25 protein-coding genes are annotated in these 24,062 nt (G+C 71.1%); 13 read left to right on the top strand and 12 right to left on the bottom strand.

Features of this window, described 5'->3' with window-relative positions:
- The first annotated feature begins 60 nt into the window (after positions 1 to 60).
- Entirely contained in the window at positions 61 to 378 is a 318-nt protein-coding gene (locus tag CVS47_RS09645; protein WP_127095885.1) for a hypothetical protein, read from the top strand.
- A 130-nt stretch (positions 379 to 508) separates the two neighbouring features.
- Here CVS47_RS09645 and trhA read toward each other — a convergent pair whose 3' ends face one another.
- Positions 509 to 1,213: a PAQR family membrane homeostasis protein TrhA gene (gene trhA, locus CVS47_RS09640; RefSeq protein WP_127097295.1), complete on the bottom strand. Its 705-nt coding sequence runs from the start codon at positions 1,211 to 1,213 to the stop codon at positions 509 to 511.
- A gap of 157 nt (positions 1,214 to 1,370) precedes the next feature.
- Between trhA and CVS47_RS09635 the strand changes: the two genes are divergently transcribed.
- Entirely contained in the window at positions 1,371 to 2,156 is a 786-nt protein-coding gene (locus CVS47_RS09635; RefSeq protein ID WP_127095884.1) for an isoprenyl transferase, read from the top strand.
- Between the two features lie 179 nt (positions 2,157 to 2,335).
- Positions 2,336 to 3,685, top strand: a complete 1,350-nt coding sequence (locus tag CVS47_RS09630; RefSeq protein WP_127095883.1) for a PhoH family protein — start codon at positions 2,336 to 2,338, stop codon at positions 3,683 to 3,685.
- A 272-nt stretch (positions 3,686 to 3,957) separates the two neighbouring features.
- On the opposite strand, the gene CVS47_RS09625 is transcribed toward CVS47_RS09630, so the two are convergent.
- Genes CVS47_RS09625 through xseA form a run of 7 tightly spaced genes read right to left on the bottom strand, consistent with a single transcriptional unit; the run spans position 3,958 to position 10,444 of the window.
- Positions 3,958 to 4,614, bottom strand: a complete 657-nt coding sequence (locus tag CVS47_RS09625) for a response regulator transcription factor (RefSeq protein WP_127095882.1) — start codon at positions 4,612 to 4,614, stop codon at positions 3,958 to 3,960.
- On the bottom strand, positions 4,611 to 6,128 hold the full coding sequence (locus tag CVS47_RS09620; protein ID WP_127095881.1) for a sensor histidine kinase: 1,518 nt from the start codon (positions 6,126 to 6,128) through the stop codon (positions 4,611 to 4,613). Before CVS47_RS09620 ends, CVS47_RS09625 begins: the two co-directional genes overlap by 4 nt.
- 39 nt (positions 6,129 to 6,167) lie before the next feature.
- Positions 6,168 to 7,559: a class II fumarate hydratase gene (locus tag CVS47_RS09615; RefSeq protein WP_127095880.1), complete on the bottom strand. Its 1,392-nt coding sequence runs from the start codon at positions 7,557 to 7,559 to the stop codon at positions 6,168 to 6,170.
- A 28-nt stretch (positions 7,560 to 7,587) separates the two neighbouring features.
- Entirely contained in the window at positions 7,588 to 8,247 is a 660-nt protein-coding gene (locus CVS47_RS09610) for a carbonic anhydrase (RefSeq protein ID WP_127095879.1), read from the bottom strand.
- Positions 8,244 to 8,885 carry a DUF4245 family protein gene (locus CVS47_RS09605; protein WP_127095878.1) on the bottom strand — a complete coding sequence of 214 codons (642 nt, stop codon included), beginning with the start codon at positions 8,883 to 8,885 and terminating at the stop codon, positions 8,244 to 8,246. Before CVS47_RS09605 ends, CVS47_RS09610 begins: the two co-directional genes overlap by 4 nt.
- Positions 8,885 to 9,118, bottom strand: coding sequence for an exodeoxyribonuclease VII small subunit (locus CVS47_RS09600; protein WP_127095877.1), 234 nt, complete (start codon positions 9,116 to 9,118; stop codon positions 8,885 to 8,887). Before CVS47_RS09600 ends, CVS47_RS09605 begins: the two co-directional genes overlap by 1 nt.
- 30 nt (positions 9,119 to 9,148) lie before the next feature.
- Positions 9,149 to 10,444, bottom strand: coding sequence for an exodeoxyribonuclease VII large subunit (gene xseA, locus CVS47_RS09595; RefSeq protein ID WP_127095876.1), 1,296 nt, complete (start codon positions 10,442 to 10,444; stop codon positions 9,149 to 9,151).
- A 102-nt stretch (positions 10,445 to 10,546) separates the two neighbouring features.
- Here xseA and CVS47_RS09590 point away from each other — a divergent pair, with 102 nt between their 5' ends.
- From CVS47_RS09590 to CVS47_RS09575, 4 genes are all read left to right on the top strand, one after another.
- On the top strand, positions 10,547 to 11,587 hold the full coding sequence (locus CVS47_RS09590) for a 4-hydroxy-3-methylbut-2-enyl diphosphate reductase (RefSeq protein WP_127097294.1): 1,041 nt from the start codon (positions 10,547 to 10,549) through the stop codon (positions 11,585 to 11,587).
- Positions 11,584 to 12,150, top strand: a complete 567-nt coding sequence (locus CVS47_RS09585) for a DUF6264 family protein (RefSeq protein ID WP_127095875.1) — start codon at positions 11,584 to 11,586, stop codon at positions 12,148 to 12,150. Before CVS47_RS09590 ends, CVS47_RS09585 begins: the two co-directional genes overlap by 4 nt.
- Before the next feature lie 87 nt (positions 12,151 to 12,237).
- Positions 12,238 to 12,744: a sigma-70 family RNA polymerase sigma factor gene (locus CVS47_RS09580; RefSeq protein ID WP_127095874.1), complete on the top strand. Its 507-nt coding sequence runs from the start codon at positions 12,238 to 12,240 to the stop codon at positions 12,742 to 12,744.
- Positions 12,741 to 13,442 (top strand): anti-sigma factor family protein, encoded by a 702-nt coding sequence (locus CVS47_RS09575; RefSeq protein ID WP_127095873.1) that lies wholly within the window; start codon positions 12,741 to 12,743, stop codon positions 13,440 to 13,442. The genes CVS47_RS09580 and CVS47_RS09575 overlap by 4 nt, the downstream gene beginning before the upstream one ends.
- A 97-nt stretch (positions 13,443 to 13,539) precedes the next feature.
- Here the strand turns inward: CVS47_RS09575 and fbaA are convergent, their stop codons facing one another.
- Entirely contained in the window at positions 13,540 to 14,568 is a 1,029-nt protein-coding gene (fbaA, locus tag CVS47_RS09570) for a class II fructose-bisphosphate aldolase (RefSeq protein ID WP_127095872.1), read from the bottom strand.
- Positions 14,569 to 14,749: 181 nt separating this feature from the next.
- On the opposite strand from fbaA, the gene glpX reads away from it, so the two are divergent.
- Together glpX and CVS47_RS09560 are read left to right on the top strand one after the other, a co-directional pair.
- Positions 14,750 to 15,739 carry a class II fructose-bisphosphatase gene (gene glpX, locus CVS47_RS09565; protein WP_127095871.1) on the top strand — a complete coding sequence of 330 codons (990 nt, stop codon included), beginning with the start codon at positions 14,750 to 14,752 and terminating at the stop codon, positions 15,737 to 15,739.
- Positions 15,740 to 15,962: 223 nt separating this feature from the next.
- A complete protein-coding gene (locus CVS47_RS09560; protein ID WP_127095870.1) occupies positions 15,963 to 16,178 on the top strand; it encodes a UDP-N-acetylmuramyl pentapeptide phosphotransferase in 216 nt (71 codons plus the stop codon).
- Positions 16,179 to 16,181: 3 nt separating this feature from the next.
- Here CVS47_RS09560 and CVS47_RS09555 read toward each other — a convergent pair whose 3' ends face one another.
- The gene (locus tag CVS47_RS09555; RefSeq protein WP_127095869.1) at positions 16,182 to 17,465 is read right to left on the bottom strand and encodes a DNA recombination protein RmuC; all 1,284 of its coding nucleotides are present in this window, start codon (positions 17,463 to 17,465) and stop codon (positions 16,182 to 16,184) included.
- Positions 17,466 to 17,656: 191 nt separating this feature from the next.
- Positions 17,657 to 18,313, bottom strand: coding sequence for an exonuclease domain-containing protein (locus CVS47_RS09550; RefSeq protein ID WP_241240101.1), 657 nt, complete (start codon positions 18,311 to 18,313; stop codon positions 17,657 to 17,659).
- 99 nt (positions 18,314 to 18,412) lie between these two features.
- Here CVS47_RS09550 and CVS47_RS09545 point away from each other — a divergent pair, with 99 nt between their 5' ends.
- The 3 genes from CVS47_RS09545 (at position 18,413) to CVS47_RS09535 (ending at position 20,966) form a co-directional block, all read left to right on the top strand.
- Positions 18,413 to 19,171 (top strand): class I SAM-dependent methyltransferase, encoded by a 759-nt coding sequence (locus CVS47_RS09545; RefSeq protein WP_127095868.1) that lies wholly within the window; start codon positions 18,413 to 18,415, stop codon positions 19,169 to 19,171.
- A 94-nt stretch (positions 19,172 to 19,265) separates the two neighbouring features.
- Positions 19,266 to 20,339: a redox-regulated ATPase YchF gene (ychF, locus tag CVS47_RS09540; RefSeq protein ID WP_127095867.1), complete on the top strand. Its 1,074-nt coding sequence runs from the start codon at positions 19,266 to 19,268 to the stop codon at positions 20,337 to 20,339.
- A 63-nt stretch (positions 20,340 to 20,402) separates the two neighbouring features.
- Positions 20,403 to 20,966, top strand: coding sequence for an alpha/beta fold hydrolase (locus tag CVS47_RS09535; protein ID WP_127095866.1), 564 nt, complete (start codon positions 20,403 to 20,405; stop codon positions 20,964 to 20,966).
- Between the two features lie 9 nt (positions 20,967 to 20,975).
- On the opposite strand, the gene CVS47_RS09530 is transcribed toward CVS47_RS09535, so the two are convergent.
- Complete coding sequence (locus tag CVS47_RS09530) at positions 20,976 to 22,229, bottom strand: NAD(P)/FAD-dependent oxidoreductase (protein ID WP_127095865.1); 1,254 nt, start codon at positions 22,227 to 22,229, stop codon at positions 20,976 to 20,978.
- Positions 22,230 to 22,335: 106 nt separating this feature from the next.
- Here CVS47_RS09530 and CVS47_RS09525 point away from each other — a divergent pair, with 106 nt between their 5' ends.
- Positions 22,336 to 23,973, top strand: a complete 1,638-nt coding sequence (locus CVS47_RS09525; RefSeq protein WP_127095864.1) for an ABC-F family ATP-binding cassette domain-containing protein — start codon at positions 22,336 to 22,338, stop codon at positions 23,971 to 23,973.
- The last annotated feature ends 89 nt before the right edge of the window (positions 23,974 to 24,062 follow it).

The following is a 24,062-nucleotide window of genomic DNA, read 5'->3' as shown; positions in this document are numbered from 1 at the left end:
CGTGGGGACGAATAGGCTGGACCTCCAGGCTAAGCGCTTCCCGCCGGAACGAGGACCTCCATGCACGCCCTGATCGACCGGATCGCCACCGCCGTCACCGTCACGCCGTCTCCGGAGCAGACCGTCGACCCGGTGCTGGTGACCCCCGGCCCGTGGGGATTCGTCGCCATCGCCTTCCTGACCCTCGCGGTCATCGCGCTGATCTGGGACATGCTGCGCCGCATCCGGCGCGGTCGCTATCGCGCCGAGGTCAACGAGGAGCTCGACGCCGAGGAGCAGGCCGAACGCGCGGAGCTCGCCACCGACGCCGACTCGCAGGACATCGACGAGACGCTCTCGGCGGAGGGCGACACCGACGCCGACACGCCTCGGCGGTGAGCCGGGCGGGTCGGTGACGCCGACTCGGTAGAGGGGCTGACCCAGCCGGGGAGGCCCAGCGCCGTCAGCCGGCGACGCCCGTGCCGTCAGCCGGCCACGCCCGTGCCGTCAGCCGGGGACGCCCGTGCCGTCAGCCGGGGAGGCCCAGAGAGGGACTCAGCGGCTTCAGAGCGATGAGCAGGCACGCCGTCCAATGGCAGAGGAACGCCAGCACGGTGCACACGTGGAAGATCTCGTGGAAGCCGAAATGGCCCGGCCAGGGGTTGGGCCGCTTCATCGCGTAGATGATCGCCCCGCCGGTGTACAGCAGCCCGCCGATGATGACGAGCGCCATCATGACCGGGTTCACGGCGAACAGGTCGGCCAGGTACATGACCGCCGCCCACCCGAGGGCGAGGTAGAGCGCCACATAGAGCCATCGCGGGGCGCCGATCCAGAAGACCCGGAAGAGGATGCCCAGGAACGCTCCGGACCACACCAGGATCAGCAGGAGCGTGCCCTTCTCCGGGGGCAGGGCGAGCACGGCGATGGGGGTGTAGGTGCCGGCGATGAGCAGCAGGATGTTCGCATGGTCGATCCGCTTGAGGATCGCGCGCGTCAAGGGCTTCCAGGTGAAGCGGTGATACAGGGCCGAGTTGCCGAACAGGAGCAGCGAGGAGGCCATGAACACCGCGGCCGCCCACTTGGCCGGTGCGCCCTGCGCGACCGCGATGAGCACGATGCCCGCGACGATCGCGACGGGGAAGGTCCCCGCGTGGATCCACCCCCGCCAGGTCGGCTTCACTTCATCCTGAGCGAGGACGGAGGAGGCCTCCAGCAGGGGGAGCTGCGGCATCTCGGCGCCGTCGTCGAGCTGCTCGCGGGAAGTCATGGTGACGAGGATACGCCGCGGGACATGCCCGCTCGGGCACCTGGGAGTTCCCTCCGGACACGTGGCGGGTACCTGCCGGACGTCCAGGTCGGTTCCCGGGCGGGCGCGGTAGGTTGTACCGGTGACGAGCGTCTCGGCGAATGAGGGCAGGGGACCCCTCTATCGGCTCTACATCAATCGCCTGCGCCGGCGCATCTCGCCGGACGGCGTGCCCCATCACGTGGCGATGATGATCGACGGCAACCGTCGGTGGGCGCGCCAGCTCGGGTACGAGACCGCCGCGCACGGACACCGCGCCGGGGCGGCCAAGATGCACGAGTTCCTCGAGTGGTGCGACGCCGTGGGTGTCGAGGTCGTCTCGCTCTATCTGCTCTCGACCGACAACCTCACCAAGCGCGACTCGCGCGAGCTGTCCGATCTGATCGAGATCATCGCCGACCTCGCCGACGAGCTGTCGCGCGACCGCGACTTCCGCGTGCAGCACGTCGGGCGCGCCGACCTGCTGCCGCCCGAGCTGGCGCGCTCGCTCGCCGAGGCGCAGGAGCGCACGCGCGACCACACCGGACTGCACGTGAACCTCGCCGTGGGCTACGGGGGACGCAGCGAGATCGTCGACGCGGTGCGCAGCATCATCGCCCAGCACGACCGCGACGGCGGCTCGCTCGAGGAGCTGGCGGCCAGCCTCACCCCCGAGCAGATCGGCGAGCACCTCTACACCGGCGGTCAGGCCGACCCCGACCTCGTCATCCGCACCTCCGGCGAGCAGCGTCTCAGCGACTTCCTGCTGTGGCAGTCGGCGCACTCCGAGTTCTACTTCGTCGAGGCGCTCGGCCCCGACCTGCGAGAGGTCGACTTCCTCCGCGCCATCCGCGACTTCGGTTCGCGTCACCGCCGCTACGGCAGCTGACCCAGGACGTTCACACGGCCGTAACCTGCCGCCAGCGTGTCGCGGTGGCCCGTGTCGGCGCCTCGACGTACGTTCATCACAACGGGCAAGGCGCCCGTCGGGTCGGCCGTTCGGATCGCGACTCGTGACCCCAGGTCGACTCGTGACTGCCGGGAGACATCCCGGGTCGGGAGTGGGTCGTGACCACACGAGCAGCACAGCAGCAGCAGGACCGATTCGACCAGGACCACAGCCCCACGGACCTCCGCACCTACGTGCTGGACACCTCCGTCCTGCTCAGTGATCCGCGGGCGTTCTTCCGCTTCGCCGAGCACTCCGTCATCATCCCCGTCGTTGTCATCACCGAGCTCGAGGGCAAACGCCACGACCCGGAGATCGGCTACTTCGCGCGGCAGGCGCTGCGTCACCTCGACGAGCTGCGCGTCGAGCACGGCCGACTCGACTTCCCGGTCCCGGTGGGGGAGGGCGGCACCCTGCGCGTCGAGCTGAACAACACCGACGCGTCGGTGCTTCCCTCAGGCATGCGCCTCGGCGACAACGACAGCCGCATCCTCGCCGTGGCCCTGCACCTGGCCTCCGACGGCCAGGAGGTGACGGTCGTCTCCAAGGACCTGCCGATGCGGGTGAAGGCCGCCTCTCTCGGCATCACGGCCGAGGAGTACCTCGCCGAGCAGGCGGTGGACTCCGGCTGGACGGGCATCGCCCAGATCGACGTCTCGGGCGACGACATCAGCGACCTCTACGAGAGCGACGTCGCGATGAGCGATGACGTGCGCGGGCTGCCGATCAACACGGGTCTGGTCATCCACTCCGAGCGCGGCTCCGCGCTCGGGCGGGTCACCGGCGACGGCGCGTACAAGCTCGTGCGCGGCGACCGCGAGGTCTTCGGCCTGCACGGCCGTTCGGCCGAGCAGCGCATCGCGATCGACCTCCTCCTCGACCCGGAGGTCGGCATCGTGTCCCTCGGCGGTCGCGCCGGAACGGGCAAGTCGGCGCTCGCGCTGTGCGCCGCACTCGAGGCGGTGCTGGAACGCCAGCAGCAGCGGAAGATCATCGTGTTCCGGCCCCTGTTCGCCGTCGGCGGCCAGGAGCTCGGCTACCTCCCCGGCGACGCGAACGAGAAGATGAACCCGTGGGGGCAGGCCATCTTCGACACGCTCGGATCGGTGGTGTCGGGCAACGTCGTCGAGGAGGTGCTCGCGCGCGGACTCCTCGAGGTGCTGCCGCTCACGCACATCCGCGGCCGGTCGCTGCACGATGCCTTCGTGATCGTCGACGAAGCGCAGTCGCTCGAGCGCAACGTGCTCCTGACGGTGCTGAGCCGCATCGGTCAGAACTCGCGCGTCGTGCTCACCCACGACGTCGGGCAGCGCGACAACCTCCGGGTGGGCCGCCACGACGGCATCGCGTCGGTCATCGAGACGCTCAAGGACCACGAGCTGTTCGGGCACGTGACGCTCATGCGCTCCGAGCGCTCCGCGATCGCCGCCCTCGTGACCGAGCTGCTGGAGGCGGGCGAGCTCGCCTGAGGCCGACGGAGAGCCAGCCGTAGCATGAGGGGATTCTCATCGCAATAACCCCGTCTGCGGCCGGCGATCTGGGATCATAGAGACACGGCGACGATCCCCCATCGTCGTCCGACACAGATGAAGAGCAGTCGCCCGTCCTCGTGACCTGCGCGACTGACATGGCTCAGAGTCCCCCGCTCTGAAGTCCTACAGCCCCCGACGCCCCCCCAGCGCCGGGGGCTCTTCTCTGCCTGCACGGCGCTGCTGCATAACGAGCGGATGCCGGCCGGCCGTCAATCCCAGCGGTATCCCGCTCCACGGACCGTGGTGATGTGATGCGCGCCGAACTTGCCGCGAAGGTACCGGACGTAGACGTCCACGACGTTGGATCCCGGATCGAAGTCCAGTCCCCAGACGCGGCTGAGCAGCTGCTCGCGGCTCAGCACCTGGCCGGGGTTGCGCAGGAACTGCTCGGCGAGGGCGTACTCGCGGGCCGACAGGTCGATCTCGCGCCCGGACACGGTCGCCCGGCGCGCCAGCACATCCAGGGTGACGTCGCCGCGCACGATGGCCATGCTGGGGCTCGCGATCGTCTCCCGCAGCCGTGACCGCACGCGGGCCAGGAGCTCGTCGAACGTGAACGGCTTCGAGACGTAGTCGTTGGCTCCGGCATCCAGTCCGTCGACCGTGTCGCGGGTGCTGGAGCGTGCCGTCAGCATGATGACCGGCACGCTGGAGGCCTGTCCGCGCAGGCGGCGCAGCACCTCGAAGCCGTCCATGGTCGGCAGGCCCACATCGAGGAGCACGAGGTCGACCTCGTCCTCCAGAGCGACTGCCAGCGCCTCGGCGCCGTCCTCCACGACCTGCGCGCGGTACCCCGCGTTCTCCAGGCCCTTCCGCACGAACGAGGCGATGCGCGGCTCGTCCTCCGCGATGAGTATGAACGTCATCCGAACGCCTCTCGCTGCAGGACCACGTCGCCCGCGCGCACCGGCGCGGGGAACTCGGCCGTCACGTGCTCGAGAGGCACGTGGATCGTGAAGATCGCGCCGCCCCCGGGGGTGTCGCCGACGGAGCAGTGACCGCCGTGCGCCTTGGTGATGGTCTCGACGATCGCGAGCCCGAGTCCGGATCCGCCCACCGTGCGCTTGCCCTGCGCGCGGTCGAAGCGGCGGAAGATGCGCCGGCGCTCCGCGGGTGGGATGCCGGGTCCGTGATCCTTCACCCAGAGTCGGGCCTCGACGTCGTCGGTGACGCTGCCGATCTCGATGGGGGAGCCGGACGGCGTGTACTTGGAGGCGTTGTCGGCGAGGGCGAGCCATGCCTGGAGAAGTCGGTCCTCATCGCCCAGCACGACGCCGTGCGCGCGCTGCTGGACCGACCAGGTGTGCGCCGGGATGACCGCGACGAGCTCGCCCACCCGGTCGGTGAGGTCGTCGACGTCGACCTGCTTCATCGAGTAGTCCTCGCCGTCGACGGCAGCGAGGAGGTCGATGTCCTCGACGAGTCGCGTCATGCGATCGAGCTCCGCGATGCCGAGGTCGCGCGTGCTGGCGACATCGTCGACATCGTGGGGGTCCATCAGCTCCAGGTGCCCGCGCACGATGGTGATGGGCGTCTTGAGCTCGTGCCGCACGTCGTCGAGCAGCTGGCGCTGCACGTCGACCGAGCCCTCGAGCCGGTCGAGCATGGAGTTGACCGTGCGGGTGAGGTCGGTGATGTCGTCGTTGCCCTCGGCGGGCAGGCGCGCGCCGAGATCGGTCAGCGTGATGGAGTCCGCGGTGTCGCGCAGCCGCTGCAGCGGCGAGAGCAGCCGACCGGCCACGAACCAGCCCACGACGAGGATCGACAGCAGCACCGCGCCGGCGGCGATCGAGTAGGTGATGATCGACGTCGTCACCGGCTCCAGCTCGGTGTCGAGGTCGATGGCGCGCACGTAGAGGCCGCGGCTGGGATCGTCGGCGATCTGGACGGGGATCGCGATGAAGCGCAGCGAGCCGCGCTCGGCGGCGACCGTGTCCCGCACCGGCGTCGTGGCCGAGGCCGTGTCGGCCACGACGCGGTCGATGAAGGCCTGGTCGCCCGAGATGTCGAAGCCGGTGAGGGTGCGCGGGCTGAAGCGCGGGATGCCGTCGATGATGGCGAGGGAGGCCTCGTTGCGCGGCGGGACGATGCGGCTGATGGCCGCGTCGAGGAAGTCGGCCACGGTGGTGAAGCTGTCGGCGTCGGGATCGGCCGTGGCCAGGGGGGTCCCTGTGGCGACCTCGGTCGATTCGTCGGTGCGCGTGACGGTCTGGAGGATCTCCACCTGTGCGTCGAGACGGTCGTCGACCTCCTCCAGCACGCGCTCGCGCTGAACGACGAACGTCACGCTGCCCACGATCGCCAGCCCCACGCAGGCGACGGCGAGGATGGCTCCGAGGATGCGGACGCGCGCCGAAACAGGTCGAGGCGTGCGGGTCACACCTCGATTATCGCCCCTTCACGCCCTACGCGACGGACATCATCCCGGATGCGTCATCGAGAGCAGGTCGAGCTTCTCGTCGAGCTGCGCCTCGGTGACCTCTCCGCGGTCCACGTAGCCGAGATCGACGACCGCCTCGCGCACGGTGATGCCCTTCGCGACGGAGTGCTTGGCGATCTTCGCGGCGGCCTCGTAGCCGATGAGCTTGTTGAGCGGGGTGACGATCGAGGGCGACATGCCCGCGAGCGCCGAGCGCTCGGTGTTCGCCTCGAGACCGGCGACGGTCTTGTCGGCGAGCAGGCGGGTCGCGTTGGCGAGCAGGCTGATCGACTCCAGCAGCGCCGTGCCCATGACGGGGATGGCGACGTTCAGCTCGAAGCTGCCCGAGGCGCCCGCCCAGGCGATGGTCGCGTCGTTGCCGATCACCCGCGCGCACACCATGAGCGTCGCCTCGGGGATGACCGGGTTGACCTTGCCGGGCATGATCGAGGACCCGGGCTGCAGGTCGGGGATGTGCAGCTCGCCGAGCCCCGTGTTCGGGCCGGAGCCCATCCAGCGGATGTCGTTGTTGATCTTGGTGAGCGAGACGGCGATCGTGCGGAGGGCTCCGGATGCCTCGACCAGGCCGTCGCGGTTCGCCTGAGCCTCGAAGTGGTCCTTGGCCTCGGTGATGGGCAGCTCCGTGTCGGCCACGATGAGCTCGAGCACCTTCTGCGGGAAGCCGAGGGGGGTGTTGATGCCGGTGCCCACGGCGGTGCCGCCGAGCGGGACCTCCGCGACGCGGGGGATCACCGACTGCACGCGCTCGATGCCGAGGCGCATCTGGCGGGCATAGCCGCCGAACTCCTGGCCGAGGGTGACGGGGGTGGCGTCCATGAGGTGGGTGCGTCCGGACTTCACGACCGACGACCATTCCTGAGCCTTCTCCTCCAGCGCCACGGCGAGGTGGTCGAGCGCGGGGATGAGGTCGTCGATGAGCTCCTGCGTCACGGCGATGTGCACCGACGTGGGGAAGACGTCGTTGGAGGACTGCGAGGCGTTGACGTGGTCGTTCGGGTGCACCGGCGCGCCGAGGTCACGGGTGGCGAGGGTCGCCAGCACCTCGTTCATGTTCATGTTCGACGACGTGCCCGAGCCGGTCTGATAGACGTCGATCGGGAACTGATCGGCGTACTCTCCGGCGATGATCCGGTCGGCGGCACGGGCGATCGCGTCGGCGATGGCGCCGTCGAGGGTACCCAGCTCCTTGTTGGCGAGGGCGGCGGCCTTCTTGATCCGCGCGAGCGCCACGATCTGCGCGGCATCCAGCGGGTCACCCGAGATCGGGAAGTTCTCCACGGCCCGCTGCGTCTGCGCAGCGTAGAGCGCGTCCTTCGGGACGCGCACTTCTCCCATGGTGTCGTGCTCGATGCGGTACTCGGTGTCGGTCACGTCGTCGTTCCTCCTGTGTGTACGGCGTTCAGGCGTTCGCGTCGCTCGCGTCGCCCACGATGATGCTGGGGACGGCGGTGCCCTCCCCGAGTCGGTAGTTGGCCCCGACGATCGCGACGCGGCCGTCGGCCACGGCCTCGCTGATCAGCTCGGAGGAGCGCAGCAGCTCCGTGACCGTCGCCCGCAGGTGCTCGAGACCGACCGCGTCGGCGTCGATCACGTCGGCGGGCCGCCCCTCGTCCGTGCCGCGGCGGATGACCCGGCGGACGGCCGGGACGATGGGGGCGATCTGGCGCCAGATGTACGCGGGCAGCGTCGGCGCGTCGACGCCCGTGCTCTCGATCGCCGCGCCGACGGCGCCGCAGGCGTCGTGGGCGAGCACCACGATGAGCGGCACCTCCAGCACGGCGACGGCGTACTCGAGGCTGCCGATGACGGAGTCGGAGATGACCTGGCCCGCGTTGCGCACGACGAACAGGTCGCCGAGTCCCTTGTCGAAGATGATCTCGGCCGCGAGACGGGAGTCCGAGCAGCCGAACAGCGCGGCATCCGGTCGTTGACCCGACGCGAGCTCGGTGCGGCGCTCGGCATCCTGCCGGGGATGCTGCGGCTCTCCGGCCACGAAGCGCTCGTTGCCGCGCTGCATCTCCGCCCAGACCTCGGCGGGGGTGTTCCTGACGTCGGTCATCTCGTCCCGTCCTGCAGCCTGCGCACCTCGTCGGCGACGCCCTCCGCGGCCGTGGCCAGGGAGGCGTCGTCGGTGGCGCCGTAGATCAGCACGATGTCGGGGCCGGCCTGCACGCTGACGGCGGAGGTCACGTTGCCCGACGCGCCGGAGTCGTCGAAGCGATAGCGGTCCCACGTGACGCCGCCGTACTCGACGGTCCCGTCGGGACGACCGCCGGTGAGCGTGCGCCCCGGCCAGCCCGCGTCGGCGTCGAAGCCCTGCGCGACGCGCAGGTAGCCCGCGTCCTCGCCGGGGACGTAGACGACGGTCCACGCCTCCACGTCGCCGCCCTCGATCTCGGCGACGTTCACGCGCCAGTCGGCCGGCACGACGGGGGCGATGACGACCCGCCCGCGGCTGGTCCCGAGGTCGGCGGCGACGGCGGCGACGTCGATGGAGGGCCGCGGCGGCGGGCCGCCGCGCGGAACGGCGAAGATCACCACGGCCACCACGGCCAGCGTGATGAGCAGGGCGGCGATGAGGTTGCGCGCGGTCTGGCTCGACCGGTAGACGCGGGAGGACGCGGCCTTGCGGTCGGCCTGCTCGCCGGGCGTCTCGGGGCGTCCCAACTCGGCGACGATCCGCGGGGGGCGGGCCATCATCGCTCCGTGTCGCCGGCCGCGTCGCGCGCCGCGTCCAGGCGGCGCTTCGCGCCGACGAGCCACTCCTCGCAGCGTGCCGCGAGCGCTTCGCCGCGCTCCCACAGGGCGAGGGACTCCTCCAGCGTGGGAGCTCCCTGCTCGAGTTCGGCGACGACCCTCACGAGCTCGTCACGGGCCTGCTCGAACGACAGCGACGACGCGGGAGACACACCCTCGGTCGTAGCGGACATGCCGTCCAGTCTATGCGGTGCGGGCCGGCCTCATCCGTCGCCCGACGCGCCGTCGCCCTCCGCGATCTCGCCCTCCGACCGGGCGCCGATGGAGCCTCGTCCCACCGTGACGGTGAGGCGCGCCCCGGCGGGAGCCTGGGCGGCGTCGCGGACGATCACCCCGTCGGCCAGGTGGGCGATGGCATACCCACGGGCCAGGGTCGAGGCGGGGGAGAGGGCACGGAGCGTCGCCCTCAGCTCCGCGGCGCGCCGGGTCTCGGCATCCCATCGACGGCCGATGATGTCGCGGCCGCGGCTCACCTGCATCCACAGCTGCTGCGCGCGCTGGTCGAGCATGCCTGCGGGGTTGCGCAGCGCGGGGCGGGAGCGGAGCTGCTCGAGGTGCGCGATATCGGTGGAGACGCGCTGTGTGAGGCGCATGGTGAGGCGCGAGCGCAGCTGGGCGACGATCGCGCGCTGCTCCGCGACATCCGGCACCACCCTCTTGGCCGCATCGGTCGGCGTGGAGGCCCGGAGGTCGGCCACGTCGTCCAGCAGCGGACGGTCGTTCTCGTGCCCGATCGCGCTCACGACCGGTGTCGAGGCGGCCGCGACGGCGCGCAGCAGCCGCTCGTCGCTGAATCCGAGCAGGGTCTGCGGATCGCCGCCGCCGCGGGCGATCACGATCACGTCGACCTCGGGGTCGGCGTCCAGCGCCTTCAGCGCCCCGATCGTCTCGGGCACGCAGCGGTCGCCCTGCACCGCCGCGTACGCGGTGCGGAAGCGCACCTGCGGCCAGCGCAGCTCCGCGTTGCGGCGGACATCCTTCTCGGCGTCGGACTTCTCGCCGGTGATGAGGCCGACCACCGTCGGGAGGAAGGGCAGGGTGCGCTTGCGGGCGGGGTCGAACAGTCCCTCGGCGCGGAGCGCCACACGCAGGCGCTCGAGCTTCTCGAGCTGATCGCCGAGGCCGACATGGCGCATGGCCGAGACGGCGAAGGTGAAGTCCCCGCTGCGCGGGAAGTAGTCGGCCTTCACGCAGGCGATGACGTGGTCGCCGACGGCGAGATCGTCGGCGAGGCGCTGCCGGGTGCTCGACCACAGCCGGAACGAGATGGTGGCGTCGGTGCTGCCGTCCTTGAGGCGGCCGAAGACGTTGCCGCCGCGCACGTTCCATGACGTGATCTCGCCCTCGACCCACACCGAGCCCCACTTCTCGATGAAGCCGCGGATCGTGTCGTTGAGCCGCGAGACCGACGTGGGGGAGGCGGGAGCGGAATCGCGCGGGTGCACCGAGTCGGGCGGAGGCGGCTGCCCCGGCACGGTGTCGGGCTGGAACGTCGTCACGCTTCTCCTCGTCGTGGGCGGTGCGGCCCGCGGAAGCCGCCTCTCGGCCGGCGCACGGGAGCGCCCCGGTAGAATCAAGAGGTGAGCACACCGGCCGTACGAATGCCCGTTCCCCGCATTCCCCGGCGGCGCGAGCGCCTCAAGGATAACGCCGTCGAAGGACGCAAGCGGATCCTGCTGGCCTCGCCCCGCGGATACTGCGCAGGTGTCGACCGCGCCGTCGTCGCTGTGGAGAAGGCGCTGGAGCGCTACGGCGCACCCGTCTACGTGCGCAAGCAGATCGTGCACAACATCCACGTGGTGTCCGAACTCGAGGCGAAGGGCGCGATCTTCGTCGACGAGGTCGACGAGGTTCCCGAGGGCTCGCACGTCGTCTTCAGCGCGCACGGCGTCTCGCCGGCGGTCGTGAACGCTGCGGCGGATCGCTCGCTGCAGGCGATCGACGCCACGTGCCCGCTCGTGACCAAGGTGCACCGCGAGGCGGTGCGGTTCGCCCGCGACGACTTCGAGATCCTCCTGATCGGCCATGAGGGACACGAAGAGGTCGAGGGCACCGCCGGCGAGGCGCCGGAGCACGTGACCGTCGTCAACTCGCCCGAGCACGCCGACGTCGTCGAGGTGCGCGATCCCTCTCGCGTGGTGTGGCTCTCTCAGACCACGCTGTCGGTGGACGAGACCATGGAGACGGTGCGCCGCCTCCGCGTGCGCTTCCCCGACCTGCAGGATCCGCCGTCGGACGACATCTGCTACGCGACGCAGAACCGGCAGGTCGCGATCAAGAAGGTCGCCACCGACGCCGACCTGGTGATCGTCGTCGGGTCGGCGAACTCCTCCAACAGCGTGCGGCTCGTCGAGGTGGCGCTGGAGTACGGCGCCAAGGCGGCCTATCGCATCGACTACGCCGACGAGATGCGCCAGGAGTGGCTCGACGGCGTGCGCACGGTGGGCGTGACCAGCGGCGCCTCGGTGCCCGAGGTGCTCGTGCAGCAGGTGCTCGAAGAGCTCGCCGGCGCCGGCTACGGCGACGTCGAAGAGGTGCGCACCGCCGAGGAGGACCTCCAGTTCTCGCTGCCGAAGGAGCTGCGTTCGGATGCCGCGGGTCGGCGTGACGAGCGTGCCCTGGGTGGGCGGACCCGGGCATGACCGATCAGCCCCGCGGCGACGCGCGGCCCCAGCCCCTGTACGGCCAGTACGCGACGCCGGAGGAGCAGCGCGCCCGCATCGCACAGCCCGACGCGACGTATGCGCTGGAGACGGGTCAGGCCCCGGAGCCGGCGGAGCGCGCCCAGCCCGCCTCGAGCACGGCGGCGCCGGTCGCCCCGGCGACCGTTGCCGTCCGGCGCCGCGTGGACATGATCGTGACGCTCGTGCTGCTCGGGTACGGGCTCGTCAACGTCGTGGTCACCGCCGTCCAGCTGAGCGACTTCCCCGCGTTCGCGCAGGAGTTCATGCGCGTCGCGGGCATCGACGGATCGTTCACGAACGACGCCCAGGGTCAGCTGTGGAGCACGATCGGCGCCATCGCCTACGCCGCCGTGTACCTCGCGGTCGTGCTGGTCGTCGTGCTGCTGTTCCGGCGGAGCAGACGCACGTGGTGGGTTCCGCTCACCGGCGCGGTCCTCGCCTTCGTGCTGCTCACCGTCTGCCTGACCTCCGCCCTCATCGGAGACCCCGCGATCATGGGCTACTTCCTGCGCTCCTCCTGAGACGCATCCCCCGACGAAGGAGCCGGTGCCGCAGCATCCGGTGAACCATTCCCGGCTCCGCGTCGTGTTCTCTTCGAGGAGGTCGTGATGCCCCGCGATGACGACGCGCGCCTCGTGGCGCTCTACGACGCCCACGCCGCGCACATTCAGCGCTACGTCGTGAGCCTCACCGGTGACCACGCCGGCGCCGACGACGTGGTGCAGGAGACGCTGCTGCGCGCCTGGCGCACGCCGCGGATCATGGCCGACCGGCCGGAGACGACCCGGTCGTGGATGTTCACCGTCGCGCGCAATCTCGTGATCGACGAGGCCCGCAGCGCGCGCCGTCGTCACGAGCACGTCACGGCCGAGACCCCGGAGCGCGCAGCCGCCGACAGGACGGACGCGATCCTCGAGACGATGCTGGTCGAGGACGCGCTGGCGAGTCTGGGGCCGGACCACCGCGGCGTGGTGGTGCGCGCGTACTTCGGCGGCCGCAGCGTGCGCGAGATCGCCGAGGAGCTCGACATCCCCGAGGGGACCGTCAAATCACGACTGCACTACGGCCTGCGCGCCCTGCGCCTGGCCCTGCAGGAGAAGGGGGTGACACGATGAACGCCGATCATGAGCGCTTCGCGGAATGGGATGCGGCATACGTCCTCGGGTCGCTGAGCCCGGCGGACCGCCGCGCATTCGAGGCGCATCTGGAGGGGTGCGACCTCTGTCGCACCGCCATCGCCGAGCTCGCCCCCGTCACCGGACTGCTGTCGCGGGTCGACGCCGATCACGCGTCGACCATGCTGTCGGTCGATGCGGCCGCGGTGGACGCGTCCGCCGGGCGCGATGCGCTGCTGCGACGCGGGCAGGCCGACTCCCGCCGTCGGCGACGCCTCCGGTGGGGCGTCTTCGCCTTGGCGGCGGCTCTGCTGGTCGTGGCCGCGATCGCCGTGCCGGTGGCGATCTCGTCGCAGACGCCGACGCTCGAGACGGTGGCCTTCGAGAAGCTCGTCGACGCGCCCATCACCGCATCGGTGGAGCTCGACCCGGTGGAGTGGGGCACGCGCATCGACCTGGACTGCGCCTACGGCACGGACGGCGAGGTCGAGCCGCCGGCGGACGGCTGGCCCTACGCCCTGGTGATCACCGGCCAGGACGGCACGGAGTCGGAGGTGTCGAGCTGGAGGTCGTGGCCGGACAGCCACGCCTGGGTGACGGCGGGCACCGCGCTCGGCCGCGATCAGATCAAGAGCATGGAGATCCGCTCGCTGACCACCGGGGCGGTCCTGATGCGCGCGGACGTCGGCGACCGCTGACGCATCGTCGACGGCCGCCCGATCGCTGACCTCCGCTGACACGACGACGCCCGGCCCCCTCGGGGGGACCGGGCGTCGTCGTGTCGGCTGCTCCGCGTCAGCTCTGGGACTGGCCGTGCGAGCCGAGCTGCTGCGTGGCCTGCACGACGCGGGCTGCCATCGCGCTCTCGGCGACCTTGCCCCAGGCGCGCGGGTCGTAGGCCTTCTTGTTGCCCACCTCGCCGTCGACCTTTAGGACGCCGTCGTAGTTCTGGAACATGTAGCCGGCGACCGCGCGGGTGAAGGCGTACTGGGTGTCGGTGTCGATGTTCATCTTCACGACGCCGTTGCGCACCGCGAGGGCGATCTCCTCGTCGGTCGAGCCGCTGCCGCCGTGGAAGACGAGGTCGAGGGGCTTCGCTCCGGTGCCGAACTGGGCGGCGATGCCCTCCTGGATCTCGCCGAGGAGCTCGGGGCGCAGCTTGACGTTGCCCGGCTTGTAGACGCCGTGGACGTTGCCGAAGGTGAGCGCGGCGATCCAGCGGCCCTGCTCGCCGAGCCCCAGCGCCTCGACGGCCTTCGCGACATCGGCGGTGGTCGTGTAGAGGGCCTCGTTCGATCCCTCGTGCTGCACGCCGTCCTCCTCGCCGCCGACGACGCCGATCTCGACCTCGAGGATCGCGCGGATCGCCTTCATGCGCGGGAGGAGCTCCTTCGCGATGTCGATGTTCTCGTCGAGCGGCACGGCCGACCCGTCCCACATGTGGGACTGGAAGATGGGGTTGCCGCCGTCGGCGACGACCTTCTCCGACTCGGCGATGAGCGGGAGCACGAAGTCCTCGAGGGCCGGCTTCGGGCAGTGGTCGGTGTGCAGCGCGATCGTGACGGGGTAGCTCTTGGCGACCTCGGTGGCGAAGCGGGCGAACGCGAGCGCGCCGGTGGCGCGCGCCTTCACCGTGTGCCCGGCGAAGTAGTCCGCACCGCCCGTGGTGACCTGGATGATGCCATCGGAGCCGGCCTCGGTCAGGCCCTGGAGGATCGCGTTGATGCTCTGCGAGCTCGAGGCGTTGAACGCGGGGTAGGCGAATCCGCCTGCCTTCGCGCGGTCCAGCATCTCGGCGTACTGCTCAGGGGTGGCGACGGGCATGTAGGGCTCCTTGCACTGGTGGGGACGTCCACGGTCACTCTAGCGAAGGCACCCCTGCCGACGAGTCGTGCGAGGGCCGTTGCGGGCCTGGCATGCCGTCGGTGAAAGAATCGCGATTCCTTCGGCGCACGCGGGTCACTCCGACCGTCCGGACGCGGAAGATCGTGGCAGGGTGGGCAGCATGGTGAGCATCACAGGCGACATGAGCCCTCTGCATCCCGACCGCAACCTCGCGCTGGAGCTGGTGCGCGCGACCGAGGCGGCCGCGATCCGTGCGGTGCCCTTCATCGGACGCGGCGACAAGGAGGCTGCGGACGGCGCCGCCGTCGACGCGATGCGGGCCTTCTTCGACACCGTCAATTTCGACGGCACCATCGTCATCGGCGAGGGCGAGAAGGACAACGCGCCCATGCTGTTCAACGGGGAGCGGGTCGGCAACGGGAAGGGGCCGAAGGCGGACGTCGCGGTCGACCCCATCGACGGCACCTCGCTGACGGCGGCCGGCCGGCAGAACGCCCTCTCGGTGATCGCCGTCTCCGACGCCGGCACGATGCTCGACGCCTCGACGGTCTTCTACATGGACAAGCTCGTCACCGGCCCCGCCGGCGTCGGCGTGGTCGACATCCGCAACCCCATCGGCGAGAACATCCGCCTCCTGGCCAAGGCGCTGGGCAAGCCGGTCGACGAGATCGTCGTCTCGGTGCTGAACCGTCCGCGTCACGAGCAGCTGATCGAGGACATCCGTGCCGCGGGTGCCGGCACGCGCCTCATGTCGGACGGCGACGTCGCCGGCGGCATCAACGCCGCCCGTCACAACGCCCGCACCGATATGTGCGTGGGCATCGGGGGCAGCCCGGAGGGCATCGTGACGGCGTGCGCGATCAAGGCGCTCGGCGGGCACATCCAGGGCATCCTCTGGCCGCGGGACGACGACGAGAAGCAGAAGGGCGCGGATGCCGGGCTCAAGGTCGACGGTCACGTGTACGAGGCCGAGGAGCTCGTCACCGGCAAGAACACGATCTTCGTCGCGACGGGCGTGACCGACGGCCAGCTCGTGGCCGGCGTGCGTCGCGAGGGCGAGTACGTCTACACGGAGAGCGTCGTGCTCCGGAACGCCTCGGGCACCCTCCGCCGGATCAGCTCGGAGCACCTCGCCTCGAAGTGGCTGTGACGGCTCTGCAGTCGGTGCGCTGACTCCTCGGATCGGGATCCTCCGGCGCGCGTCTCCAGAGTTTTTCCCGCCCGAGTCGAAGCGGCTCCGGCGACCCGTCTCGGGGTGGATCAGGCGGCTCGCGGCGTGTCGGCGGCTGCGGCCTGATCTTCAGGGTTGTCTGGCACAATCGCTTGTGGAGTCGATGAGGACGCTGAATCCGAGGATCTCGAGGAGATGGATGATGTCCGCACAGCTGAATGGCTCTGCGCCCCAGACGGGTGCACAGGCCGTGATCGCCGATGCGATCGATCCTGCCCGTCGGCCCGACGTCCTCTTCCGCGTCCGTCGTGACGAGGGTCACCAGGCCAGCGCCTGGTGGATGATCGGCGCCTTCGTCGGCGTCTCGCTGGCCGTCATCGCCCTCCTCAGCTTCGTGCCTGGCGGCGCCGGGGTCTGACGCTCAGTCGTCTGCGCCCAGCCGTTCGCGCAGGGCACCCACGTCGGCGCCCGTCTCGCGGTCGATGCCCTCGAGCATCTCCGGCGCGACGAGGTGTCGCGGCGACTTCTCGATCAGCGCCGGTGAGTCCAAGGCGTCGAGCCGCGTCTGGTCGATCCCGGGGAACTTCCGCGCGGTGACGAGCACGCGCGACTCGAGCGTGCCGGCGAACCTGTTGTAGCTCTCCACCGTCCGCTCGAGCGCCCGGCGCAGATCGTCGGCATGTCCGGCGAGCCCCGAGAGGCGGTCGTACAGCTGGGTGCCGAGGTCGAAGAGCGACCGCGCTTCGCGGGAGACGTCCTGCTGCGTCCACGTGTAGGCGACCGTCTTCAGCACGGCCCAGAGGTTCACCGGCGACGCGAGCGCCACGCGGCGGCCGAAGGCGTGATCGAGCAGCGACGGATCCTCTTCGAGCGCCGCGGCGAGGAGGGACTCGCTGGGGATGAAGCACACGACGAACTCGGGGCTGGAGTCCAGGCCCGCCCAGTACGTCTTCTTGGCCAGCGCGTCGACGTGTGCTCGCACCGCCCGCACGTGTCGCTCGAGCAGAGTCCGCCGTCGCGCCGCCTCTTCGCCCTGGGCGGTCAGCGGGATCGCCGAGGCCTCGAGGTAGGCGTCCAGGGGCACCTTCGCGTCGATCGCCAGCGCCTTGCCGCCCGGGAGGCGCACCACCATGTCGGGGCGGCCGGCTCCGGCATCCGTCGTGATGGACGTCTGGGTGTCGAAGTCGACGTAGCGGGCGAGGCCCGCCGCCTCCACCACGCGTCGCAGCTGCGTCTCGCCCCAGACCCCCCGTGTCGCCCCGGACCGCAGCGCGCCGGCGAGCGACTCCGTGGTCGCGCGCAGCGCCTCGCCCGACTCATGGGCGATGCGCAGCTGCTCGGCGACCGCGCCGAACTGGGCGTGGCGATCGCGCTCGAGCACGTCGACCTTGTGCTGCATGGACTGCAGCGCGTCCTGCACGGGAGCGAGGGCCCGCAGCACCGACTGCTCGCGACGCTCGCGCTCCTCGCGCGCGGCCTGGTCGGCCCGCACCTGTCCGAGCAGATCGCGGGATCGCTGCTCCTGCCGATCGAGCTCCGCGCGCAGCCCCTGCCCGGCCGCGTCGGAGGCGGCCAGACGGGCCGAGAGGTCGCTGTGCTCGCGGGCACCGCGCGCGGCTGCCCGGGCGGCGCCCGCGGCCCAGCCGGCGAGGAGGCCGGCCGCGAGGCACACGACGGCCAGCAGGGGGAGGAGGAGTGCGTCCATGGCGCCATGCTGGCCGACGCCTCCGACATCGTCGACGACTGTTCCGGCGGGTCTCAGGTCCCGGTGTCGCAGAGATGCTCACCGTATCAGCAGGGCGCGTCGTACGAGGACGTGCCGCCCATGTATCCGACCGGCGGCGGGGAGGCAGGCCCACCCGCCACAGTGCGGACAGCGGCGGAGAGCCTTCCTCGTCAGGCGACGGCGGTCTGCAGCGCGCCGGTGTCGAGGAGCGCGGCGCCGGTGGGAGCGGACGACTCGAAGAACACCGGATCGGGCTCGTCGACGCGGATGCGCGACATCTTCACGCCGGCCGACTCGGCGAGAGCCGCGACATCCGACGCTCCGACACGGCGCGCGGCGTCGATCATGATGTGCGCGCAGGCGAGGGCGTCGGCGAGGGGGTCGTGGTGTGCGAACTCCGCGAAGCCGGCCTCCGCCGCGACGAACGGCAGGCGGTAGGACTCGAGCGTGTAGACGTTGCGGGCCACCTGCAGACTGCACGCGTACCGGTACGGGGGACAGGCATCGCCGGTCGCCGCGCACGCGCGCTTGAGCACTGCCATGTCGAATCCGGCGTTGTGCGCGACCCGGACGTCGGCGCCGGCGAAGGCGACGATGTCGTCGAGCTGCGCGCTCCAGGTCTTCGCGTCGACGACGTCGGCGGCGCGGAGGCCGTGGATCCCGGTGTTCAGCTCGAAGAACCTGTCGTGTCCGGGCGGCGGCTGGATCAGCCATCCGGCGGTCGCGACGACGCGTCCGCTGCGCACACGGGCCAGGCCCACGGCGCAGGCGGACGCCGTGCTGGAATTCGCCGTCTCGAAGTCGATGGCGGTGAAATCCAGGGGCACGCTCTCACCCTCACCCGACGGGTGCGCCACCGGGGGAAGGCGCGCCGGTCCGCCCGAACGCTCCGGGCGTGTCGGCCCGGGCGGCCTAGGCTCTTCCGCATGGTCGACCGGGAGCAGATGTCCACGTCGTTCGGGGTGGCAGCCGATGCGTATCAGGCGGGGCGACCCGACTACCCCGCCGCGGCGGTGCACTGGATGCTGGAGCCCGTCGCCCGCGAGAGTGCGAGGGTGCGCGTGGCCGACGTGGGCGCCGGCACCGGAAAGCTCACGCGGGTCATCGCCGAAACGGGCGCCGAGGTGGTCGCGATCGATCCCGACCCGGACATGCTCACGAGCCTGCAGGGACACGTGCTCGGCGTGCCGACCTTCGTCGGGACGGCCGAGCGGATGCCGCTGCCCGACGCCGCGGTCGACGCCGTGCTGCTCGGGCAGGCCTGGCACTGGGTGGACGTGGAGCCGGCATCGACCGAGATCGGGCGGGTGCTGCGGCCCGGCGGGGTCCTGGGGCTGGTCTGGAACATCCGGGACGAGAGCGTGCCCTGGGTGGCCGACCTCACGCGCGTGATGCACGGCAGCCACGCGGAGGAGATGCTCGCCGGCGACGGCGTGCGGGTGGCGGCGCCGTTCGGGGTGCTCGAGACGCAGACGTGGACCTGGACGCGGGTCATCTCTCGGACCGCGCTGCGCGACATGGTGCTCTCGCGCAGCTACATCATCACCGCGACCGACGACGAGCGCGCGCGCATCCTGGACGGGGTCGACGAGCTGTTCACCGCGAACGCCCGAAGCGACGCGGACGGTGGAGAGGTCGTCGACCTGCCCTATCGCACCGAGGCGTTCCGCACGCTCCGCCCCTGAACCCGGGCCGACCCTGACGCGGACCGCGGCATCCGCTCCTCTTCGCCAGGGTCGCCACGGGTGCGTCGCGACCACCCACGTAGACTGGACTCCCGTGGCTCTCACTATCGGCATCGTCGGCCTGCCCAACGTCGGCAAGTCCACCCTGTTCAACGCGCTGACCAAGAACGACGTGCTCGCGGCGAACTATCCGTTCGCGACGATCGAGCCGAATGTGGGCGTCGTGAGCCTGCCGGATCCCCGCCTCGGGAAGCTCGCGGAGGTGTTCCACTCGGAGCGCATCCTGCCCGCGACCGTGTCGTTCGTCGACATCGCGGGCATCGTCCGCGGCGCGTCCGAGGGGGAGGGGCTCGGCAACCAGTTCCTCGCCAACATCCGCGAAGCCGACGCGATCGCCCAGGTCGTGCGCGGATTCACCGACGACGACGTCGTGCACGTCGAGGGCGGCGTGAATCCGAAGAACGACCTCGAGACGATCAACGCCGAGCTCATGCTCGCCGACCTGCAGACGCTCGAGAAGGCGATCCCCCGCTACGAGAAGGAGGTCAAGGGCAAGAAGGCCGACCCCTCCGTCGTCGAGGCCGCCGTCGCGGCCAAAGACGCGCTCGAGCGCGGCGTGCTGCTCGCGTCGTCGGGCATCGACCTCACGCCCATCCGCGAGCTGGGCCTGCTGACGGCCAAGCCCTACATCTACGTCTTCAACGTCGACGAGACGGTGCTGACGGATGCCACGGCCAAGGCCGCACTCGAGGAGCTCGTCGCTCCCGCGCACGCCGTCTTCCTCGACGCGAAGATCGAGTCGGAGCTCATCGATCTCGATCCCGAGGACGCGGCGGAGCTGCTGGCGTCCACGGGCCAGGACGAGTCGGGGCTCGACCAGCTGGCCCGCATCGGCTTCGAGACCCTGGGACTGCAGACCTACCTGACGGCCGGGCCGAAGGAGGCGCGCGCGTGGACGATTCCGCGCGGTGCGAAGGCTCCGCAGGCGGCCGGCGTCATCCACACCGACTTCGAGAAGGGCTTCATCAAGGCGGAGGTCATCTCATTCGACGACCTCGTCGACGCCGGCTCGATCGTCGAAGCCCGCTCCCGCGGCAAGGCGCGCCTGGAGGGCAAGGACTACGTGATGCGCGACGGCGACGTCGTGGAGTTCCGCTTCAACAACTGATGGTCGGGCGCGGGCTTCGCCCGCCGCGCCCCGCCGATCCCCCGCGACGCGAGAGGACCCACCATGACCGACATCCAGATCTTCGAACCGGACGGACGCGCGATCCCGTTCGCGGTGGAGGGTGAAGGCCCCGTCTCGCTGGCGCTCCTGCCCGAGGGAGACGTGGGCGCGGACGGCCTCGGCGTCATCTCGCACTACCTCGTCGAAGAGGCCGGCTTCCACGTCGTGCGCATCGGCTCGCGGGCGGGTGCCGCCGATGTCGACGAGCAGGTGGAGGACGTCGTCGCCGTGCTCGACCACATCGGCCTCACGCACACCTGGATCGGCGGACACGGTGCCGGCGGTCGCGTCGCCCGCGCCTTCGCCACCGCGCACGCGGACCGGTCGAACGGACTGCTGCTGCTGGGCGTGGAGGACGAGGACTCCCCGCTGCCGCCGCTGCTGCCGGTGCTGATCATCCAGGGCTCCGACGACGACGTGACACCCCCCGAGAACGGCACGCGTCTGCAGGCGACGGCTCCGGAGCGCGCGAGCGTGAAGAACCTCGACGGTGCGGGACACCTGTTCCCGCTCGATCACCCCATCGAGACGGCCTTCATCATCGAGGAATACCTCGACTGGGACTGATCTCGCGGGTCAGCGGTCGGCGAGCAGTGCCCGTGCGACCCGATCGCCTGACACCAAGGCGCCCTGAATCGAGGCGGTGTCGCGGTGATCGCCCGCGACGTAGACGTGCTCGGAGATCCTCGGCGGGCTGGTGGTGCGCAGCGGTGCCGGCTGCGCGGGCAGGGCGTCGGGCAGGTCGTCGCGACGGATCAGCTGCCAGGCCGGCACGTCGGCGTCGTTCCAGATGAGGCCGAGCTGCGTGCGGACGGCGGTCTCCGTCGCGCGGCTCCCGGGATCCCGGGGGAGCAGGCACGTCGCCTGCACGAGCGCACGGCCGGGAGGCGCGTACTCGGGCACCGTGTGCGACATGACCGCCGTGTTCACGATGGGTCCGCGACGTCGTCCGTCGACGCTCAGCAGGGCGGATGCCGGAGCCGCGGCATCCGTCGAGAACCACCAGGTCTGCAGACCCTTCGTCGCCGGTCTCGGCACGTCGATGAGGTCCGCGACGACGTCGGGACCGACGGCGACCACGACGTCGCGAGCGGTCACGGTGTCGGCGCCGTCCGTGTTCACCTCGACGCCGCGCGCCGCCCGCCGGACGTCGGTCGCACGGCGCGAGAGGCGGATGTCGGCTCCGGCCCGCCGTGCGCGGTCGGCGAGCTGGCGGGGCAGCGCTTCGATCCCGCTCGCGGGGAGGCCCGGCGTCCCGAGGGCGAACATCCGGATGAGAAGGCGCACGAACGCGTCGGAGGTCATCCCCGAGTCGTCCGCGATGACGCCGGCCAGGAACGGCTCGAGCACTTCCGTGCGCAGCGGGCCGTGGACGCCCGCGCGGTTCCACCCGGCGCGGAGAGTGCGGTCGTCGCCGGCGATGACCCGCTGGGGTGAGAGCAGGGCCGGACCCGCCCATCGGGCCAGGGCCACGAGATCGCGGGGCCGCACCATCCGGCTGCGCAACGTCCGCGGGATGCTTCCCGGCGAGCGGAGCGGATGCCGCAGCTCGGCCGTCGTGCGTTCGCGGCGCACGCGCACCCCCACCGGGAAGGCGCGCAGGTCGAGGTCGTCGACGTCGGCCCACCGGCGGACGGCGGGGTAGGCGGGGTTCAGGACATGGAAGCCGAGGTCGAGGAGGAAGCCGTCGACGACGTCGGTGCGCTCGCGTCCGCCGACGCGGTCCGCCGCCTCGAGCACGACGACATCGCGTCCGGCGCGGGCCAGGCGCGTCGCGGCCCTGAGGCCGGCGAGGCCCGCTCCGATGACGATGACGTCGTGGGTGGTCACCGTCCGAGCCTAGGGCGGGGGACGAAGGCGCGGTGCGGCTTGCGCACGGGCGGTTCGGCCGTCGACTCAGGCGTGCGAGCGACGACCGGAATGGGAGAATCGACGGATGACCGCCACCCTCGTCGCCCACGGCCTCGCCGGCGGATACGGCCACCGCACGCTCTTCGAGGGGCTCGACCTCACGGTGGCTCCGGGCGACGTGATCGGTGTCGTCGGGGCGAACGGGGCGGGCAAGTCGACCCTGCTGCGGCTGCTCGGAGGCATCGACATGCCGCAGGCGGGGAACGTGCGATCGAGCCCCGCCGACGCGTTCGTCGGATGGCTTCCGCAGGAGCACGAACCGGTGCCCGGAGAAACGATCGCCGCCTACATCGCGCGTCGCACCGGCTGCGCGCCGGCGACCGCGGAGATGGATGCCGCGGCCGCGGCGCTCGCCGACCCGGATGCCGACGCGGCCGACGCCTACTCGACCGCGCTGGAGCGCTGGCTCGCCAGCGGAGCGGCCGACCTCGACGAACGACTGCCGGTGGTGCTCGCCGACCTCGGACTGGCGCTGGACGCCGACCTGCCGATGACAGCCCTCTCGGGTGGGCAGGCGGCCCGCGTCGGACTGGCGGCGCTCCTGCTCAGTCGTTTCGACATCGTGCTGCTCGACGAGCCCACGAACGACCTCGACCTCGACGGACTCGAGCGCCTCGAGGCGTTCGTGCGCGGCATCCGCGGGGGCGTCGTGCTGGTCAGCCACGACCGCGAGTTCCTGGCGCGCTCCGTCACACGGGTGCTCGAGCTCGACCTCGCGCAGAACACGAGTCGGCTCTACGGGGGCGGGTACGACGCCTACCTCGAGGAGCGTGCGACCGTGCGCCGGCATGCGCGCGAGAAGTACGACGACTTCGCCGAGAAGAAGGCCGACCTCGTCGCCCGGGCGCGCACGCAGCGGGAGTGGTCGAGCCAAGGCGTGCGCAACGCGATGAAGAAGGCGCCCGACAACGACAAGATCCGTCGCAAGGCGGCCACGGAGTCGAGCGAGAAGCAGGCGCAGAAGGTCCGCCAGATGGAGAGCCGGATCGCGCGTCTCGACGAGGTCGACGAACCGCGCAAAGAGTGGCAGCTCGAATTCACCATCGGGGCCGCACCGCGCGCGAGCTCGGTCGTCTCGACGCTGAGCGGAGCGGTCCTCCGACAGGGGGCCTTCACGCTCGGACCGGTCTCTTTGCAGGTCGACGCCGGTGACCGCATCGGCATCACCGGTCCCAACGGTGCCGGCAAGACCACACTCCTGCGGGCGCTCCTCGGGCGCCAGACGCCGCAGGAGGGCTCGGCCAGCGTCGGCGCGAGTGTCGAGATCGGCGAGATCGACCAGGCTCGTGCCGTGCTCGCCGGACCACGGCCGCTGGCCGACGCCTTCGGCGATGTCGTCCCCGACCTGTCACCCGGCGACGCGCGCACTCTGCTCGCCAAGTTCGGGCTGAAGGCCGACCACGTCACCCGCCCCGTCGACGAGCTGTCGCCCGGCGAACGCACGCGGGCCGGTCTCGCCGTGCTTCAGGCGCGGGGCGTGAACGTGCTGGTCCTCGACGAGCCGACCAACCATCTCGACCTCCCCGCGATCGAGCAGCTCGAACAGGCGCTCGACACCTATGCCGGAACGCTGCTGCTGGTGACCCACGATCGCCGGATGCTGGAGGCGGTCCGCACGAATCGGCAGTGGCGTGTGGACGGGGGCCGGGTGACCGAGCTCTAAGCGACCGAGCCCTGAGCGACGAAGCTCCGAGCTCTGAGCGACGGCCGACGGCGCGCGGGCGGGCGTGACGACGCAGAGGTCGCCCGACC

This window comes from Microbacterium lemovicicum (assembly GCF_003991875.1).
Classification (GTDB): domain Bacteria; phylum Actinomycetota; class Actinomycetes; order Actinomycetales; family Microbacteriaceae; genus Microbacterium; species Microbacterium lemovicicum.
Note: the sequence above shows the minus strand (reverse complement) of the source record. Positions and strands in the feature narration are given on the sequence as shown.

Coding starts and splice junctions, on each gene's coding strand:
- CVS47_RS09555 (WP_127095869.1), bottom strand. CDS start 17,465: ATGGACGCACTCCTCCTCCCCCTGCTGGCCGTCGTGTGCCTCGCGGCC.
- CVS47_RS09585 (WP_127095875.1), top strand. CDS start 11,584: ATGACCGATCAGCCCCGCGGCGACGCGCGGCCCCAGCCCCTGTACGGC.
- CVS47_RS09605 (WP_127095878.1), bottom strand. CDS start 8,885: ATGGCCCGCCCCCCGCGGATCGTCGCCGAGTTGGGACGCCCCGAGACG.
- glpX (WP_127095871.1), top strand. CDS start 14,750: ATGGTGAGCATCACAGGCGACATGAGCCCTCTGCATCCCGACCGCAAC.
- CVS47_RS09625 (WP_127095882.1), bottom strand. CDS start 4,614: ATGACGTTCATACTCATCGCGGAGGACGAGCCGCGCATCGCCTCGTTC.
- CVS47_RS09600 (WP_127095877.1), bottom strand. CDS start 9,118: ATGTCCGCTACGACCGAGGGTGTGTCTCCCGCGTCGTCGCTGTCGTTC.
- fbaA (WP_127095872.1), bottom strand. CDS start 14,568: ATGCCCGTCGCCACCCCTGAGCAGTACGCCGAGATGCTGGACCGCGCG.
- CVS47_RS09575 (WP_127095873.1), top strand. CDS start 12,741: ATGAACGCCGATCATGAGCGCTTCGCGGAATGGGATGCGGCATACGTC.
- CVS47_RS09545 (WP_127095868.1), top strand. CDS start 18,413: ATGGTCGACCGGGAGCAGATGTCCACGTCGTTCGGGGTGGCAGCCGAT.
- CVS47_RS09645 (WP_127095885.1), top strand. CDS start 61: ATGCACGCCCTGATCGACCGGATCGCCACCGCCGTCACCGTCACGCCG.
- CVS47_RS09590 (WP_127097294.1), top strand. CDS start 10,547: ATGCCCGTTCCCCGCATTCCCCGGCGGCGCGAGCGCCTCAAGGATAAC.
- CVS47_RS09560 (WP_127095870.1), top strand. CDS start 15,963: ATGTCCGCACAGCTGAATGGCTCTGCGCCCCAGACGGGTGCACAGGCC.
- CVS47_RS09610 (WP_127095879.1), bottom strand. CDS start 8,247: ATGACCGACGTCAGGAACACCCCCGCCGAGGTCTGGGCGGAGATGCAG.
- CVS47_RS09535 (WP_127095866.1), top strand. CDS start 20,403: ATGACCGACATCCAGATCTTCGAACCGGACGGACGCGCGATCCCGTTC.
- CVS47_RS09580 (WP_127095874.1), top strand. CDS start 12,238: ATGCCCCGCGATGACGACGCGCGCCTCGTGGCGCTCTACGACGCCCAC.
- CVS47_RS09525 (WP_127095864.1), top strand. CDS start 22,336: ATGACCGCCACCCTCGTCGCCCACGGCCTCGCCGGCGGATACGGCCAC.
- trhA (WP_127097295.1), bottom strand. CDS start 1,213: ATGCCGCAGCTCCCCCTGCTGGAGGCCTCCTCCGTCCTCGCTCAGGAT.